Source organism: Nostoc sp. (assembly GCF_036917095.1).
Lineage (GTDB): Bacteria > Cyanobacteriota > Cyanobacteriia > Cyanobacteriales > Nostocaceae > Nostoc.
This window is the reverse complement of sequence record NZ_JBALFH010000013.1, coordinates 24895-42341: the sequence shown is the minus strand read 5'-3', so window position 1 is coordinate 42341 and position 17447 is coordinate 24895. Positions and strand designations below refer to the sequence as shown.

Here is a 17447-nt window from a genome sequence, read left to right as displayed (position 1 = left end):
TCTGTCTGCTGGTTAGAGGATTACGTATTTACTAGTATTATAAACTACCAATGTTTTAGCGATCGCTCTTTGGAGAAAAACTTTTTGGTTTACTGTCAATGTGTCTTCTAGTCAGACTCAGAAAAACCAAAAACTTTGGCAAGTTCTCATCGGTTTAGGACTGGGATGTTTTGCTGGTGTGATTGCGGCTATGAATCAACCAAACACCAAAAATCCGGTTTTTGCTTCTCCTGTAGAAAATGTTCCGATAGCTATTCCTAGTCCAGTTACCCAAATTCCTGAAATCCCATTAACTGTTAACTCTCAACCTACAACAAGTCCTTCAGCTTTACCTAAATCTGACAATGTAGAAATCCAAAAAGCTCAAATAGAGGAGATAGAAAAACAAAAACTTCAGGCCGCTTTAAAAGCGGAGCAAGAGAGACAAGCAGTTATTAGAAAAGAAGCTGCTGTTAGAACAGAAATAGAGCAATTAGAAGCTGTGATAAGGGAAAATAAACATCAAGATACTTTAGTAGCCCAAAAAAGGCAACAAGCCGATAAACAAAGACAGGCAAAAATTAAAATTGAAAATGATAAAAAGGCTTCTTTGCAAATTAATCAGCCACCAAAAAAAACTCCAACTACCTCAAATAAACGGCAATTACCACCTAAACAACAAGTTCCAATAAAACAGCTAAAAAATGTATTAAATACAAATAATGATAGGGTTAATATCCCTAAACCTTGGGAATCTACATATCCCATCCCCAAAGCGCCTGATGAATTAGAACAAGTAATAAGAGAAGGGAATCAATGATAAAATCCACAGCTAAAAGCTTAATTACTTTGGTAGTAATTAGCTCCGTTTTATTATTAATACCTATGAAAAGTGATGCACAGGTTAATATGAACAGACTGATTCAAGTGGCAAAAAGCTGTCAGAAAGAGGCGCCTTCTATTAAATACTACCAAAAAATGGGTATTGGTATTGATATAAATACTATTAATTATATTCAAAACGAAAAAATTGAATTAATTAGAAACTGTATAAATTACAGATATCACTACTCTTTAGTTGTATCTAAATTCCCTTGGCTTAGTTCAAGTGGACAAATAATGCCTGGATATCTTGGATCTGTTGCTGTCGGTTCTCTAGTATTTTGGTTGCAAGGAAAAACTCCAACTTCTGTCCTAGATTGCATTAGTAGTCAGAATGCTGCTAGTCAACAATGCTCTCTGACAAAAAATTTTATGGGTTATGATCAGGAATTGAGATGTTTTGATAGATGTCTGGATTCAAGAAGTCACCAAGTATTAGGATTATATGAGGTTCATGTTTGTCCTTCTTGTGTTGTTGCTCATGATGAAGTATCAGGTTCACAACTAGAAATTTTACAAGCTTTTATTAAATGGTTTCTTAAACTTGATCAAGCCAAAAGAAGAGAAATATTATCTATTTTAGCAGATAATAGTAAAGCTTACAATTTAAGGCTTTTAATAAAAAATGAATCTGGTTCAGCCGTAAAAAAATATAGGGAAGCAGTCCAACGAGTTGAGAAGCAGGAACAGGAGCGACGTAGACGGGAATTACTTGGTAATTGATGCTGTTTAAAACAGTGATGTAGTAACAGTAGGTTGGGTTTCCTTGCGTCAACCCAACACCAACAAATTTAACTTTTATCAACAATACCTTATACCCTTCCTTTAAGGCTGCCATGTATGACAATATCTGTAAATTCATTGCCGAAAACTTCAAAGATGATTTAGCAACTTGGTTACTAGGTTCACCGGTTAAATTAACAGAACTTAGCCCTACTGAATTATCAAGCGAACCAATTCGCGCCGATTCATTAATTTTATTGCAATCTGATGATTTAGTTCTACATACCGAATTTCAAACCGACCCTGATGAAGATATCCCCTTTCGGATGTTAGATTATCGGGTTAGGGTTTATCGCCGCTTTCCTAACAAAGAAATGCGCCAAATAGTAATCTATTTGAGAAAAACAAGTTCAGAATTAGTCCGTGAAAACAGTTTTAGATTAAACATTACCATCAGTTTGAGGTAATACGCCTGTGGGAAGAACCGACAAACAGGTTTATGAGTATTCCAGGGCTATTACCCTTTGCCGTGCTAAGTCAAACAAACGATCCTACAATGGTATTAACCCAAGTAGCTAAAGTAGTTGAAGCAATTAGCGATCGCCATCTGCAAAGAAATATAGCTGCTGCCAGTGGCATTTTAGCAGGTCTGGTGTTAAAGAAAGATGTAATTAAGAAGATTTTCAGGAGTGAGATTATGCGCGAATCAGTCATTTATCAAGAAATCCTAGAAGAAGGCGAAGCTAAAGGCGAAGCTAAAGGCGAAGCCAAAGGTAAAGCAGAAACAACAAGAAAGTTGGCTTTAAATTTGTTGCGAATTGGAATGAGTTTAGAACAAATTGCTCAAGTTACTGAATTATCTATTGAGCAAGTTCAAGTTTTACAAGAGGAGATTCAAAATTCTTAATTTTAATTAATCGCTTTAGAAAATACGTGCCTATACAAGCAAAACCCGCTAACGCGGGTTTTGAAGTTTTTATGAGTCAGCGCAGACGGACTTGGTTTTTGTAGACGCGATTAAAAATCGCCTTAATTATTTAATCAAACTAAAACTCAGCACTTTGCGGTGTACGCGGGAAGGGAATCACATCACGAATATTTCCCATACCCGTTATAAATTGCACGAGTCGTTCAAAACCCAACCCAAAACCAGCGTGTGGAACAGTACCATAACGACGCAAATCCAGATACCACCACAAGTCTTCTGGGTTTAATCCTTGCGCTAACACACGGCGTTCTAGAACTTCTAGGCGTTCTTCGCGCTGGGAACCACCGACAATTTCGCCAATTTTCGGTGCGAGAATATCCATTGCGCGGACGGTTTTTTCATCGTCGTTCAAGCGCATATAAAAGGCTTTGATTTGCGCTGGGTAATCTGTGACAATTACTGGCTTTTTAAACTGTTGTTCAGCCAGATAGCGTTCGTGTTCTGATTGTAAATCTAAACCCCAACTCACAGGATATTCAAATTTAACATCAGCTTTTTCTAAAAGTTTGATGGCTTCTGTATAAGTTAATCGTTCAAACTGATTATTAATAATATTTTCGGCTGTTGCCAACACAGATTTATCAATGCGTTCATTGAAAAACTCCATATCTTCGGGGCAAGTTTCCAACACATATTTAAAAATGTGTTTGAGAAACGCTTCAGCCAAATCCATATCGCCTTCTAGATCGCAAAAAGCCATTTCTGGCTCAACCATCCAAAATTCTGCTAGGTGGCGGGAAGTATTGGAATTTTCGGCACGGAAGGTAGGGCCGAAGGTGTAGACGTTACTAAACGCCATCGCCATAACTTCTGCTTCCAACTGGCCGCTAACTGTTAAATATGTGGGTTTAGCAAAAAAGTCTTGGCTGTAATCTACTGCTTGGTTTTCTGTGCGGGGGATATTCTTTAAATCTAAACTGGTAACGCTAAACAGTTCACCCGCGCCTTCGCAGTCGCTAGCGGTGATGATGGGTGTGTGTACCCACAAAAAACCTCTTTGTTGAAAAAATTGGTGAATTGCTGTCGAACAAGCATTTCTGACGCGGAAAACTGCACCAAAAGAATTAGTCCGCGATCGCAAATGTCCAATGGTTCGCAGAAACTCAAAGGAATGGCGTTTCTTTTGCAGGGGATATGTATCGGGATCGGCTTCTCCGTAAACTTTCACGGACTCGGCTTTCAATTCAATTCGCTGTCCTTTACCAAGGGAAGCCACTAGTACCCCTGTAGCCTCAACAGCAGCACCCGTATTCAGTTTTTTCAATATAGCTTCGTAATCTGGCAAATCCTGATTAATGACGACTTGCAAATTAGCTAGTGATGAGCCGTCATTGACTTCAATAAAAGCAAACCCTTTGGACTCGCGCTTCGTCCGCACCCAGCCTTGCACTTGGAGGGACTCATCGGGTTGGCCACTTCGCAATATTTCTGCAATCCGTCGATTTACCATATTTACCCAGCATAAGACTTTAATATCCAGCCTATGATAACGCCCATTCCACCAAAGCGGACGACTTGCCAGAAAGGTTTTTTGAGGCTACGCCAAGAAAATAACTGGCTTTCTAAGTTTAGTTCTAGCCTTTCCAACTGCTGTTGAATGTGCCGTAACTCTGCTTTGATTTCTGGTGTCTGAGATTTATTGTGCTTTAGTCGATCGCGGCGCTGTTGCCATTCTGCCTGTTGCTGGCGATCGCGTTGCACTTGATCGTAACGTTCTTTTAAGAATAGGAGCGATCGCTCTACTTCCTCTAGTTCTTGTTCAAAATCTGGTTCGGGATTTTCTGCTGACGGCTGTGATTGTTTTGGCGGCTTCATTTACAAGTAGTACATTAGAAGTAAATGCAAATGTGCCAATAGTTATGTCCCAATCTACCCAGCTGCCGAAAACCAGTCAACTGAATGAACTTAGTACTCTAGAACTTGCTCAAGCCCTGATGGAAAGACTGAGCATTTCCCCTAACGATTGGCATCGCCTCAAGTCTAACCGCAATTCCCGCGCTAATGAACAAGTGGCAGCAGCTATTGTGTATCTTTTAAAGAATCAGCCACAAGAAGCCCAAGCGAGATTAGAACAGGCAATTGGTTGGTTAGATCGCTCTATTTCTGCCCCTCCCTGTCCAAGTCATGGAAAATAAGAAATAGGGAATAGGGAGTAGAGAATAGTTAGTCAAAAACAATCAACTAATAACTTTTCCTACTCCCCCTTACCATTCCCCACTCGCCTCTTATCGTCGCAGAGATAAACGGGGACGATTTTCCATTTGTTTACAAAGCCTCAATTCTGTGCCTTTGCGGTTCCACTCCACCCGATCAAAAATTTGATGTAGAAGGCATAAACCACGACCATTTTCTGACTCATCTGGTGGAAGATAGTCTGTTGGTTCTTCATCACTAATAGATGAAGGAGTAAAGCCACTACCCTGGTCTGATATTATCCACCAATATTGATTATCTATTACGGAAAAACGAACTACGACTGTTTTACTCGGATCGAGATTATTACCATGTTTAGCTGCGTTGACTAGAGCTTCTTGAAGTCCTAGCCGCAGTTCTGCTTGTAATATTGCTGGAATTTCTGCCAACAATAAGTCTAATATGGGACAAAGGTAGAGGGTTGAGGCAAAACTAATAGTGCCCCAATAACGTCCAACTGGACGGAGTGAAATAGTAATCACAAGAGAAACCCCATAGCTTTCAGTTAGCTAGACATCAGTTTGCTATTACAGGCACCCTGATAAAACTTGAGGTGGTCATGCTGCCTTCAAACTTGCGTCTTTAAAACTAAATTTTGAAAATGCTAGGGAGCATTGGCTTTATAGTATGAGTTGGGATTGTTTGGATATATAACGGCTGGAGTAGTTTTGATAATGAATTTAGCAACTGAAAAAGATGCTAGTAATTTGACAGAGTATTGGCATACTCTAGTTAATCGCCGATTTGAATTTACACAATCCAATTCATATTTTTAAGAGGCTATGCAACTTGAATTTATTTAAACAAAATGAATTTCTATTTTTGCCTTAATTCAATTTTAGCATCTTTAGTATGCACTAGACTAAAAATTTCAAATTTCAGTTTTTGTAAAGGAATTACTATCCTTATCCAAATGTGATAGCACAAGAAAGGCGGCAGCTTCAACATGAGCCGTTTGAGGGAAAAAATCAGCAGGTTGTACCCGTGCGAGAGTATATTGCCCATCTTGACAAAGTAATTTCAGGTCGCGGGCAAGGGTGGCTACTTTACAGCTGACGTAAACTATCCGAGATGGTTTCAATTGCCGTAAAGTTTCGATGACAGCCCGATCGCACCCCTTACGTGGTGGATCGAGTATTACTACTTCTGGTATTGTGCCCATTTTGGGAAGCAATTTCTCTACTGCCCCGACAAGGAAAGTCACATTCTCAATTCCGTTGCGGTGGGCATTCAAAATAGCTTGTTCCACTGCTGCTGGTTGCACTTCTAATCCTGTAGCAATCCGTACTTTTTTGGCGAGGGGTAAAGTTAAAGTCCCAATACCACAGTAGGCATCAACTAGCAACTCATGCCCTTGAAGATTGAGTTCTGATTGAATTACCTGCAATAGTGCTTCTGCTGTTTCTGTATACACTTGGAAAAATGTATCTGGGCGCACTTGAAATTCCAGTCCAGCAAAATTTTCACGCAGGTGAGGGACTCCAGCGATGCAACGGGTTTCCGATCCAAAGATAGCATTTGTGCGATCGCTATTGCGGTTGAGCGACACTCCCACTAACTGCGGATAGCGCTTTAACCATTTCTGGGCTTGGGTTTCAATTCCTGATAAATTCCAGTCCTTTACCACCAAAGTCAGCAACATTTCCCCTGTGTGTCGGCCAATGCGTAAACCAAGATGGCGAATTTGTCCAAGATGGCGCTGTTCGTCATAGATTTGCCAACCTTGTTGTTGAATATCCTGCTTAACTTCCGCAAGCAAGGGATTTAATCGTGAATCTTGGACTGGACATTGATTTAAATTAATTAATTGGTGACTACCTTTTTGGTAATAACCAGCTTGTACCTGTCCTGTTGTGGATATGCCTAAAGGATATGTAGATTTATTACGGTAGCCTAAAGCAGAAGCGGCGGCGAGTACCGGATCTACTGGTGGTTGGACAAAACCGCCAATGCGCTCCAAAGCTTGAATTACTTGATTTTGTTTGGCTACTAGCTGGTAATCATAATTAACATGCTGCCACTGGCAACCACCGCACTTATCCGCCACAATACAACTAGGTCGGATTCGGTGAGGAGATGGTTCCAATAGCTCCTGGAGCTTCCCGTGGGCGTATTTTGGTTTAACATGAACCAAGCGGACAATGGCGCGATCGCCTGGTACGGTATCTGGGACAAACACTACACGCTCATCAGCGCGTCCCACACCATCGCCTGTATCACTCAGGTTAGCGATTGTCACTTCAATTAATTCACCCTGTTGCCAAATCATTTTAGTCATTAGTCATTAGTCATTAGTCATTAGTCATTAGTCATTTTTGATTGGGCATTAGTCATTTTTGATTGGGCATGGGGCATTAGGTATTGGGCATTAGTTATTCTTTCTCCTCCCTACTTCCCCTACTTCCCCTGCTTCCCCTGCTCCCCCTGCTCCCCCTGCTCCCCCTGCTCCCCACTCCCCAAATAGATAAATTCAATACATAAGTAGCTCCTATCCCTTCACTTGTGTACCTCCAACTCGCTAAACTAACAGATAATATTTCAGGTGATTTCAATAATCATGACTGTAATTAGCCAAGTTATTCTCAAAGCCGACGACGAACTGCGTTATCCCAGCAGTGGCGAACTTAAAAACATCAAAGACTTTTTGGAAACCGGCGTACAACGGACGCGGATTGCGGCTACCTTAGCCGAAAACGAAAAAAAGATAGTTCAAGAAGCAACCAAACAACTTTGGCAGAAGCGTCCTGACTTTATCTCCCCCGGAGGTAATGCTTACGGAGAACGCCAACGCTCTCTATGTATCCGTGATTTTGGCTGGTACTTACGTCTAATTACTTATGGTGTGCTTGCCGGCGACAAAGAGCCAATTGAAAAAATTGGTTTGATTGGTGTGCGGGAAATGTACAACTCATTGGGCGTTCCCGTGCCTGGAATGGTGGAAGCGATCGCTTCCCTCAAAACAGCCTCTCTTAGCTTACTGAGTGCAGAAGACGCTGCCGAAGCAGCACCCTACTTTGATTACATCATTCAAGCGATGTCTTAATACAAAGTGTGTGCTGGTTCTACGAGTATACTTCGGGTCTACTAGAGTGAGTGCAATATATTAGCGCTCGATAGGCATAAGATACCCAATTTGATTGTAACCTTCCCCACAATTGGTAGTGGCTCTGGCATAATCTCTGTCAAGTTACCAACCAATTGTGGGGAAATTTTATTCGGGGATGGGGCATTTCTCAAAAGATGAAGGACATACGGACATAAAAAACCGACAGTCCTTGATTAAGGCTGTCGGCAATTAAGTGTGTTCCCTATTAATGACTCGGCTAGAGTTCAGTTGTCATTAATTATGCCTAGCTGGCGATCGCAGGGAGACGATCCTAATCATAGATAGGTGTGATTCTCGTCACACGATAGTTACATCTAAACTGCATATACCCGAATAATTTCTGAGTTTCAGTAAATCTATGCAAGTTAGTAGCTAAGAGTATATGTACTAGTAGATCCTTTTTCAGCTTAAGAGCAAACAACACCAATTAGACACTCAGGGGTAAAAACACGAGATAGAGGAATTAACAAACTATGCCCCATTTACCAAAGTGCTGTAAGAGAAAGAGCTATCTGCAAAGATAAATTTTTCAAAGCCAGTCGTAGAAAAGCTAATGGAGTTTCCATTGTTATTGAAAGTGATGTTGGCAGAGTTAAGGGTATTGCCAGAAATAATACCAGATACGATGAGTTCAGAGCGATTGAAAGCTCTGAGATCGAGGGTGTCAAAATTGTCCCCGCCATCAACAGTCGCTTCCCCAAATCCTTTCAAGTAGTCATCCCCAGTGCCCAGAGCAATGTCGATCCCACCACCGATAGAGACTTTCTGTTGAACTCCATCTAAGGTGCTGGTGGCGATAATTTCGTCATTGCCATCGCCAGTCTTAATGATTCCTTGTCCATAAATGCCATAGGCAGTACCACCAATTGTTGCCGTAGCCTGTCCGGTAAGGATGTCACAGTCTTTATCGCTATCAATAATTCCGTCGTTGAAGATGCCATAGGCGGTGGCGTTTGTTCCCGAACTGTTCCCATAACCTGTAATTGTGTCTTTGCCCAATCCTGTAGTGATGGTGGCGTCCTTAATGTTTTGGATGCCGATTCCAGCACCGACATCGCCGATGCCGTCGAGACCAATGCCGCCATTGCCGCCAGTACCGATGCCAAAAATGGTGTCTTCTCCGTTTGCGGTATCCAGTTTGTTACTGTTGCTGATGCCGATTCCAATACCACCGTTGCCGCCATCGAAACCGGAGCTATCGCTGTTAGCCCCGCCCTTGCCACCAGTACCAGTACCGACGATTCTGTCTTTTCCATCCCCTGCATTCAGACTGCCACTATTGGCGATGCCTGTCCCATTCCCGCCATCGCTGCTTCTAAAGAAGCTCTCGCCGCCGATGCCACCAGTACCGCTGCCAGTGATAGTGTCTTCCCCATCTTTGGTATTCAGTTTGTCATTGTTGCTGATGCCAGTCCCAGTACCGCCATTGCCGCTTAAGGCGGCGCTGCCACCGTTGCCGCCCTTCCCTGTACCGGTAATAGTGTCTTTTCCGTCCCCTGCATTCAGACTGCAACTGTTGGCGATACCTGTCCCATTCCCACCGTTGCTAACGTCGCCATTGCCGCTGTTGCCACCAGTACCAATGCCAATGATATTGCCTTCTCCGTCCCCTGTATTCAGACAGTAACTGTTGTCGATGCCTGTCCCATTTCCGCCGCCCCCGCCCGAGGAGGAGCTGCCACCGTTGCCGCCCTTCCCTGTACCAGTAATAGTGTCTTTTCCGTCCCCGGCATTTAGACTGCCACTGTTGGCGATACCTGTCCCAGTACCACCATCACCGGCGCTGTCATGGCCATAGCCGCCGTTGCCGCCCTTCCCTGTACCGACGATTGTGTCTTTTCCATCCCCTGCATTTAAACTGCCACTGTTAGCGATGCCTGTCCCTGTACCACCATCACCGCCACCACTGTAGATATTGCCACCGTTGCCGCCCTTCCCTGTACCGACGATTGTGTCTTTTCCATCCCCTGCATTCAAACTGCCACTGTTACTAATGCCTGTCCCATCTCCACCGATCTGGATCGTGTCGTTATCACTACTTCCACCTCCACTGCTACCCCCAGTGCCACCAGTACCAGTACCGTTGATCGCGTCTTTTCCATTCCCTGCATTCAGACTGCCACTGTTACTAATGCCTGTCCCAGTTCCACCGTCGCCAGGGATCTCACTTCCGACGCTACCCCCATTGCCCCCAGTACCGATGCCGATAATCGTGTCGTTTCTGTCCCTTGTATTCAGACTGCCACTGTTGCTGATCCCTGTTCCAGTACCACCATCGTCACCATCGTCGCCGATGCTGCCAGCGCCCGTGCCTTCAATGGTGTCATTCCCTGAGTGTGTATCAATAAAACCTCCAGTTAAAATATCAATACCAATTGCCACAGATGCATTTAACTCTTTCCCAACTAAACTATCGGAACCAGGGGTGCCGATGAAATTGGGTGGAACGGTAAGTCTAGGCACGATCAAAATCCTCTACATTAGGTTAGTACGGTCGGTCTGCTCATTCGGATAAGCGTTTATCAAAAGATTCCCGGAATCCTTTCTCCAAAAGCCATTCAGTGATTGAGTCCGCTGTTGTAGGAGTCACTTCAGTCCAATGAAGTTTCAACGAATTAATTCAGATTCCAGGGGATTAAAACTTGCTTGCGATCGCATCCTATGAATTTTTTCTGCGTTCAGAATAATGGCTCGTCTGACAGGCTGATAGCTATTTCCATAACCTGCAAATTATCTATGCCCCTTACAACAAAATAAAATTTTTATTACTTTATACTCAGTACAATTACCACTATTTCAGGATTTAATACAATTTATCTTTTAGACGTATTAGAAATAGTTATTGAGTAAATCTATTTATTCTATTTATTTAGTTAATCTTTAGCATCTAGCCATGAACCATCCTATAACTGCACCTACAGGGCAAGTAAATCGGTAGAATAATTCTCTGTACAATTGGTGCATTATTTCCATGACCGCCACATCTCCTGCTTTCTTTTCCCCGCAAGAAATCGCTGCTGAAGGTCTTAAACCAGAAGAATACGCAGAAATTGTCCGTCGGTTAGGACGTCATCCAAACAAAGCTGAACTGGGAATGTTTGGCGTGATGTGGTCAGAGCATTGCTGTTACAAAAATTCTCGACCTCTACTCAAACAATTTCCCACTGAGGGGCCCCGTATCCTCGTGGGGCCTGGTGAAAATGCTGGTGTTGTAGATTTGGGTGACGGACTCCAACTAGCTTTTAAGATTGAATCCCACAACCACCCATCAGCTGTAGAACCATTTCAAGGTGCAGCAACGGGAGTAGGGGGTATTCTCAGAGATATTTTTACAATGGGTGCGCGTCCCATTGCTCTATTAAATTCCCTGCGCTTCGGTTCCCTAGAAGATGCTAAAACTCAAAGGCTGTTCCAAGGCGTAGTGGCGGGAATTGCCCATTATGGTAATTGTGTGGGAGTACCCACCGTTGGCGGCGAAGTTTACTTTGACTCTGCTTACTCTGGTAATCCTCTGGTGAACGTTATGGCACTAGGGTTGATGGAAACACCAGAAATCGTCAAATCTGGAGCATCTGGCTTAGGCAACCCCGTGCTTTATGTTGGTTCTACTACCGGGCGCGATGGCATGGGAGGCGCAAGTTTTGCTAGTGCAGAATTGAGCGATCGGTCAATAGACGATCGCCCTGCTGTACAAGTGGGCGACCCCTTTTTAGAAAAGTCGTTAATTGAAGCTTGTCTGGAGGCGTTTAAGACAGGTGCAGTTGTCGCCGCCCAGGATATGGGAGCAGCTGGTATCACCTGTTCTACCTCTGAGATGGCGGCAAAAGGCGGTGTGGGAATCGAACTAGATTTAGATAAGATTCCCGCAAGAGAAAGGGGGATGGTTCCTTATGAATATCTACTTTCGGAATCTCAAGAACGAATGCTGTTTGTTGCCCACAAGGGGCGCGAGCAGGAGTTAATCGATATTTTCCACCGTTGGGGACTTCAAGCTGTTGTCGCTGGTACTGTCATCGCTGAACCCATCGTGCGGATTCTCTTTCAGGGTGAAGTTGCAGCAGAAATTCCCGCTGAGGCTTTGGCGGAGAATACCCCACTATACGAGCGGGAATTATTGACAGAACCGCCAGAATATGCACGTCAAGCTTGGGAATGGACACCTGATTCCTTACCTGCTTGCACAACTGCTGGAATAGAACTCGCAGGAGGCGTGCAAAGTTGGAATGATATTTTGTTAACTTTGCTCGATACACCCACGATCGCTTCTAAAAACTGGGTATATCGTCAGTATGACCATCAAGTACAAAATAATACAGTATTACTGCCAGGTGGTGCAGATGCGGCTGTGGTGCGGTTACGTCCGCTTGAAGAAATCCCCAATCTAAAATCTAAAATCCCCAATCTAAAATTAGGAGTGGCGGCAACGGTAGATTGCAATCCTCGTTATGTTTATCTTGACCCCTACGAGGGAGCTAAGGCAGTGGTGGCAGAAGCTGCACGTAATCTTAGCTGTGTGGGCGCAGAACCTCTGGCAGTGACGGATAACCTGAATTTTGGCTCTCCAGAAAAACCCATTGGTTACTGGCAATTGGCAGAAGCTTGTCGCGGTTTGGCAGAAGCTTGTCGAGAATTGGCAACACCCGTCACGGGCGGAAACGTTTCTTTATACAATGAAACTCTTGATACTGAGGGTATCCCACAACCTATTTATCCCACCCCAGTAGTAGGTATGGTGGGCTTGATTCCCGATATCACCAAAATTTGTGGTCAAGGTTGGCAAGCATCCGGCGATGTGATTTATCTTCTGGGATTGCCTCTAGCATCCCAAATCAGTTTGGGAGCATCGGAATATTTAGCCACTATCCACGGTACTGTTGCCGGAAAACCGCCACGAGTAGATTTTGACTTGGAACGCCGCGTCCAGAAAGTTTGTCGTGAAGGAATTCGTAATGGTTGGGTACGTTCAGCCCATGATTCTGCTGAGGGGGGAGTGGCGATCGCCATAGCAGAATGTTGTATTGCTGGCAACCTTGGTGCCGAAATCAATTTAGAAATAGCACCAACCCAGACACTACCTCGCCTGGATGAGGTGCTGTTTGCCGAAGGCGGTGCCAGGATTTTAGTTTCTGTAGCATCAGCACAGCAAGAAATTTGGGAATCATACTTACAGGAACATCTGGGTCAAAAGTGGCAAAAACTGGGTACGGTTAATAATTTCGAGACGGGTTTGGGGGTTTTCACCACTGATAACCAAGCCTTAATCAAAGTTAGGATCGAAGATATGAACGATCGCTATTCCCACGCGATCGCTAGGCGTCTCGCCATCCATACCACTACCTAAGTCCTGAGCGATCGGTCTTGGGTATTCAGGCTTCCCTGAAAACTCAGCACTAATTACTCAGAACTATTAACATCCCCGATCGTAATTACGGTACTGTTTTAATGGATGGTTAAAGATTTATTAAGAACTCCTCAACCATCTACATAATCCCAGTGACTTGACCCCCCCCCACCAGGAGCAAAGCTAGCATGATTTCGATTCATTCTGTCACTTCGGATGAATACCCCGACCAGATCGACAACCCAATCAATAGTCATGAAAATCAGCCTGACAAGCCAGAAGAAGCTTGTGGTGTTTTTGGCATCTACGCACCAGGAGAAAACGTTGCTAAACTGACCTACTTTGGATTGTATGCCCTCCAGCATCGGGGTCAAGAATCAGCTGGTATTGCCACCTTTGAGGGTACACAAGTACACCTCCACAAAGATATGGGCTTGGTGTCTCAAGTCTTTAATGAATCCATCTTGGATCAGTTGCCTGGTAGCCTTGCTGTTGGTCACACTCGTTATTCCACCACAGGTTCTAGTCGCAAAGTTAATGCCCAACCCGCAGTGCTGGAAACCCGTTTAGGTCCATTAGCCCTTGCACATAATGGCAATTTAGTCAATACAGTGCAATTACGTCAAGAGTTGCTTGAGAAAAAATATAACTTAGTTACGACAACAGACTCAGAAATGATCGTATTTGCGATCGCAGAAGCCATCAACGCTGGCGCAGATTGGCTAGAAGGTGCTATTCAGGCATTTCACCGTTGTCAAGGAGCCTTTAGTTTAGTTATTGGCACTCCTAACGGCGTTATGGGTGTCCGTGACACCAATGGTATTCGCCCTTTAGTAATTGGCATTTTGGCTGGTAATCCAGTCCGTTACGTTTTGGCTTCCGAGACTTGTGGTTTAGACATTATTGGAGCCGAATACCTACGAGATGTAGAACCAGGCGAATTAGTTTGGATTACTGAAGAAGGTTTAGCTTCCTATCATTGGAGCCAACAGCCTCAGCGGAAATTGTGTATCTTTGAGATGATTTACTTTGCCCGCCCTGATAGCATCATGCACAACGAGAGTTTGTATAGCTACCGGATGCGGTTAGGACACCAACTAGCTAAAGAATCTTCTGTAGATGCCGATATTGTTTTTGGTGTTCCTGATTCTGGTATCCCTGCTGCGATCGGATTTTCTCAAGCTTCTGGTGTAGCTTACGCTGAAGGACTGATTAAAAATCGCTATGTTGGACGAACCTTTATTCAACCAACCCAAACCATGCGTGAGTCAGGTATCCGCATGAAACTCAACCCCCTCAAAGATGTGCTGGCGGGTAAACGAGTAATCATCGTTGATGACTCGATTGTGCGGGGTACTACCAGCCGTAAACTAGTCAAAACCTTGCGTGATGCAGGTGCAGTAGAAGTACATATGCGAATTTCTTCTCCGCCTGTAACTCATCCCTGCTTCTATGGCATCGATACCGATTCTCAGGATCAGTTAATTGCTGCTACCAAGTCAGTAGCGGAAATTGCCAAGCAACTGGAAGTAGACAGTCTCGCCTATCTCAGTTGGGAGGGAATGCTAGAAGCGACACGAGAAGACACCAATAGTTTCTGCTCTGCCTGCTTTACTGGAGATTATCCTGTAGCGATTCCCGATCAAGTGAAGCGTTCTAAGTTGAGTTTAGAAAAGGTAGTGGTGTAGACGCTGGGGCCATTAGAGAGATGAGGAGGAGGAAGGAGTGAATAATAACTCCTAACTCCTTCTTAACGTCCCATTTTTACTCAGACTATAAATAGGAAAATTCTTTAACAAAGATAGTTTGCGAACCAATACAGTTCAGTTAGCGCCAAAAACCTTAAACTGTGTAGGTTGGGGAGCCACTGCGTTCTTGCGGTTTCCCAACTTGTTCGCTTTTAGCGTTCCCGCTTACTTAGCAAGTGGCGTTTGAGGAACGTAGAGCCGTTCGCGAAGCGTCTCCAAGAGTTGGGGCTTCCCGCAGGGTAATTCAACATTTCTGTAGCTCTGTTGGGTTGCGCTTTGCTTAACCCAACCTACAATTTTTCTTAACTGAACTGTATTGGTTTATGAACCAGCCAATATCTGAGAGAGTGCGCTGGACTAACGCCGACTTAAAGTTTGTCTGACGACAATTCGCCTTGCGTCTACGCTAATCCATAAATTTAACTATGCTGCAAAAACTCAACTTTGGGCAATAACGGGTCAGTCACAATACCCACACCGCTAAAACCCCAGCGTTTGAGCAAGTTTCCTAACTGTGTACGCGCAATAGATTCCACAGTAAAGCGATTTGCCACTTCTGCTGCGTGGGTGTTGAGATAGCTAAGGGCATCAAAGTTCTCCTGAAACAGCAATAAATAACCTGATGTTTCGGCGTCAGGACGAGCGATGAGATAATTCCCGTCAGTTTTTGAGCGCACCAAGTAATAGACTTCGGACAGCATGGAGATGAAGATGGGGAGGGTGGGGGAGCAGGGGAGGCAGGGGGAGCAAGGGGAGAAGAATTAATAACCAATGACAAATGACTAATGACTAATGACTAATGACTAATGACTAATTGAGATTTTCTAGACGAATGCGTGGATCGGCGGCTTTTAACATTAAATCGGCGATTAAGTTACCAGCAATCAGCAAGACTGCGCCCATTACCAAGCTTGCCATTAATAAATATAAATCTTGAGCTTGTAAAGCCTGTAGAGTCAACCTCCCTAAACCGGGCCAGTTGAAGAAGAATTCCGCAATGAAGGCACCGTTTAATAAACCAGCTAATTCAAAACCCAATAAGGTAATCAAGGGATTTATCGCATTGCGGAGAGCATGAACGTAGATCACACGGTTTTCTGGCAGTCCTTTGGCACGAGCCGTTTGGATATAATCTTGACGCAGAACATCCAATAATTCGCCGCGAGTGATGCGTTGTAAACCAGCAAAACTAGTAATTGAGAGGGCGATCGTGGGTAAAATCATGTGCCAGCCGATATCTAAGATTTTGCCAAACCACGACAGTTCCGAGTGATCAATGCTAGTCATACTACCCACTGGGAATAAAGGCGAGGTGATTTGGGCTAAAACCAGCAGCGCTAGGGCGGTGATGAAACTGGGAAAGCCTTGGCCAGCGTAGCTAATTACCTGTAAAATCCGGTCTGCTAGCTTATTTTGGTTAACGGCAGCAAAGATCCCTAGAGGGATGGCAATCGCCCATGTGACAATTAAAGATGCGATCGCTAATAGCAAAGTCGCTGGTACCCGTTCCCACAACAGCGACGCTACTGAACGTTGATAAATAAAACTCGTGCCAAAATCCCCCTTTGTCAAGATTCGCCACAGCCACAGCCAAAATTGCTCTGGCCAAGACTTATCCAGACCAAACTGCCGCTTGATTTCCTCAATTCTTTCTGGCGATATCTTTGGGTTTTGCCGCAGCGTATCTACATAATCACCCGGAGCGAGTTGAATAATGAAAAACGACAACGCTGACGCCAATAATAAAGTTAGTAGTGCCTGCAATATCCGTTTTGCCACATAAACAAAAGTTTCGCTCGTGACTAGCCTGATTAGCCAATCCCGACCTGTCTCCAAGGAAATTCTCGTAGATGTCATTTATCCTTTGCCCTTTATCCTTTGTCATCTGTCATTGGTCATTAATCATTTGTCCTTTGCTAATGACCAATGGCTAATGACTAATGACAAATAACTAATATTCAATTAGAGAGATAATCGGTACGTCTGGGAGATATTTACGCCCTTCTAAATCCCGTAGCTCGATAATAAACCCAAACCCTACTAGTTTGCAGCCAATCTTCTGAACTAACTTTGCTGTTGCACTGGCAGTTCCACCTGTGGCAATCAAATCGTCCACAATCAAGACTCGGCTACCTTGCTGTAAAGCGTCTTGATGCACTTCTAGGCAGTCAATACCATACTCTAGTTCATATTCAATTGAGTGAACGGCAGCCGGTAACTTACCTTTTTTACGGACGGGAATAAAACCAACTCCTAATTTATAAGCCAGAGGTGAACCAAAAATGAATCCCCTCGACTCTATACCGATGACATAATCTATCGTTATCCCAGCTTCGTTGCATTTTTGTGTTAAAAAGTCAATAGTATAGCGCAGTCCCTCTGGATCGCGCAGCAGGGTAGTTATATCCCGAAATAAAATTCCGGGTTTGGGGAAATCTGGGATGTCACGAACGAGAGACTTCAAATCCATAAAACAGAAAATAAGGA

At 43.9% G+C, this 17447-nt stretch carries 14 protein-coding genes and 1 pseudogene; 7 read left to right on the top strand and 8 right to left on the bottom strand.

Going from position 1 to position 17447, the window contains the following annotated elements:
* Positions 1–100: 100 nt before the first annotated feature.
* From V7L01_RS02910 to V7L01_RS02900, 3 genes and pseudogenes are all read left to right on the top strand, one after another.
* Entirely contained in the window at positions 101–799 is a 699-nt protein-coding gene (locus tag V7L01_RS02910; RefSeq protein WP_335031756.1) for a hypothetical protein, read from the top strand.
* Positions 796–1584: a hypothetical protein gene (locus V7L01_RS02905; RefSeq protein WP_335031754.1), complete on the top strand. Its 789-nt coding sequence runs from the start codon at positions 796–798 to the stop codon at positions 1582–1584. The genes V7L01_RS02910 and V7L01_RS02905 overlap by 4 nt, the downstream gene beginning before the upstream one ends.
* Positions 1585–1697: 113 nt before the next feature.
* A pseudogene (locus V7L01_RS02900) lies at positions 1698–2491 on the top strand (Rpn family recombination-promoting nuclease/putative transposase).
* A 139-nt stretch (positions 2492–2630) separates the two neighbouring features.
* Here the strand turns inward: V7L01_RS02900 and asnS are convergent.
* Complete coding sequence (gene asnS, locus V7L01_RS02895) at positions 2631–4022, bottom strand: asparagine--tRNA ligase (RefSeq protein WP_335031752.1); 1392 nt, start codon at positions 4020–4022, stop codon at positions 2631–2633.
* 2 nt (positions 4023–4024) lie between these two features.
* Positions 4025–4387, bottom strand: coding sequence for a hypothetical protein (locus V7L01_RS02890; RefSeq protein ID WP_335031750.1), 363 nt, complete (start codon positions 4385–4387; stop codon positions 4025–4027).
* Positions 4388–4431: 44 nt separating this feature from the next.
* Here V7L01_RS02890 and V7L01_RS02885 point away from each other — a divergent pair, with 44 nt between their 5' ends.
* Complete coding sequence (locus V7L01_RS02885) at positions 4432–4707, top strand: DUF6439 family protein (RefSeq protein WP_335031748.1); 276 nt, start codon at positions 4432–4434, stop codon at positions 4705–4707.
* Between the two features lie 90 nt (positions 4708–4797).
* Here the strand turns inward: V7L01_RS02885 and V7L01_RS02880 are convergent, their stop codons facing one another.
* Together V7L01_RS02880 and rlmD are read right to left on the bottom strand one after the other, a co-directional pair.
* Entirely contained in the window at positions 4798–5247 is a 450-nt protein-coding gene (locus V7L01_RS02880) for an ATP-binding protein (RefSeq protein WP_335031746.1), read from the bottom strand.
* 389 nt (positions 5248–5636) lie between these two features.
* Positions 5637–7043 carry a 23S rRNA (uracil(1939)-C(5))-methyltransferase RlmD gene (gene rlmD / locus V7L01_RS02875; protein ID WP_335031744.1) on the bottom strand — a complete coding sequence of 469 codons (1407 nt, stop codon included), beginning with the start codon at positions 7041–7043 and terminating at the stop codon, positions 5637–5639.
* A 279-nt stretch (positions 7044–7322) separates the two neighbouring features.
* Between rlmD and V7L01_RS02870 the strand changes: the two genes are divergently transcribed.
* A complete protein-coding gene (locus V7L01_RS02870) occupies positions 7323–7808 on the top strand; it encodes an allophycocyanin subunit alpha-B (RefSeq protein ID WP_335031742.1) in 486 nt (161 codons plus the stop codon).
* A gap of 534 nt (positions 7809–8342) precedes the next feature.
* Here V7L01_RS02870 and V7L01_RS02865 read toward each other — a convergent pair.
* Positions 8343–10334, bottom strand: coding sequence for a beta strand repeat-containing protein (locus V7L01_RS02865; RefSeq protein ID WP_335031740.1), 1992 nt, complete (start codon positions 10332–10334; stop codon positions 8343–8345).
* Between the two features lie 508 nt (positions 10335–10842).
* Between V7L01_RS02865 and purL the strand changes: the two genes are divergently transcribed.
* Positions 10843–13212, top strand: a complete 2370-nt coding sequence (gene purL / locus V7L01_RS02860) for a phosphoribosylformylglycinamidine synthase subunit PurL (RefSeq protein WP_335031738.1) — start codon at positions 10843–10845, stop codon at positions 13210–13212.
* A 188-nt stretch (positions 13213–13400) separates the two neighbouring features.
* The gene (purF, locus tag V7L01_RS02855; protein WP_335031736.1) at positions 13401–14900 is read left to right on the top strand and encodes an amidophosphoribosyltransferase; all 1500 of its coding nucleotides are present in this window, start codon (positions 13401–13403) and stop codon (positions 14898–14900) included.
* 479 nt (positions 14901–15379) lie between these two features.
* Here purF and V7L01_RS02850 read toward each other — a convergent pair whose 3' ends face one another.
* From V7L01_RS02850 to V7L01_RS02840, 3 genes are all read right to left on the bottom strand, one after another.
* Complete coding sequence (locus V7L01_RS02850) at positions 15380–15661, bottom strand: hypothetical protein (RefSeq protein WP_094339700.1); 282 nt, start codon at positions 15659–15661, stop codon at positions 15380–15382.
* Between the two features lie 109 nt (positions 15662–15770).
* A complete protein-coding gene (locus V7L01_RS02845; protein ID WP_335031734.1) occupies positions 15771–16817 on the bottom strand; it encodes an ABC transporter permease in 1047 nt (348 codons plus the stop codon).
* Positions 16818–16911: 94 nt separating this feature from the next.
* Positions 16912–17430 carry an adenine phosphoribosyltransferase gene (locus tag V7L01_RS02840; RefSeq protein ID WP_335031732.1) on the bottom strand — a complete coding sequence of 173 codons (519 nt, stop codon included), beginning with the start codon at positions 17428–17430 and terminating at the stop codon, positions 16912–16914.
* Positions 17431–17447: the final 17 nt, after the last annotated feature.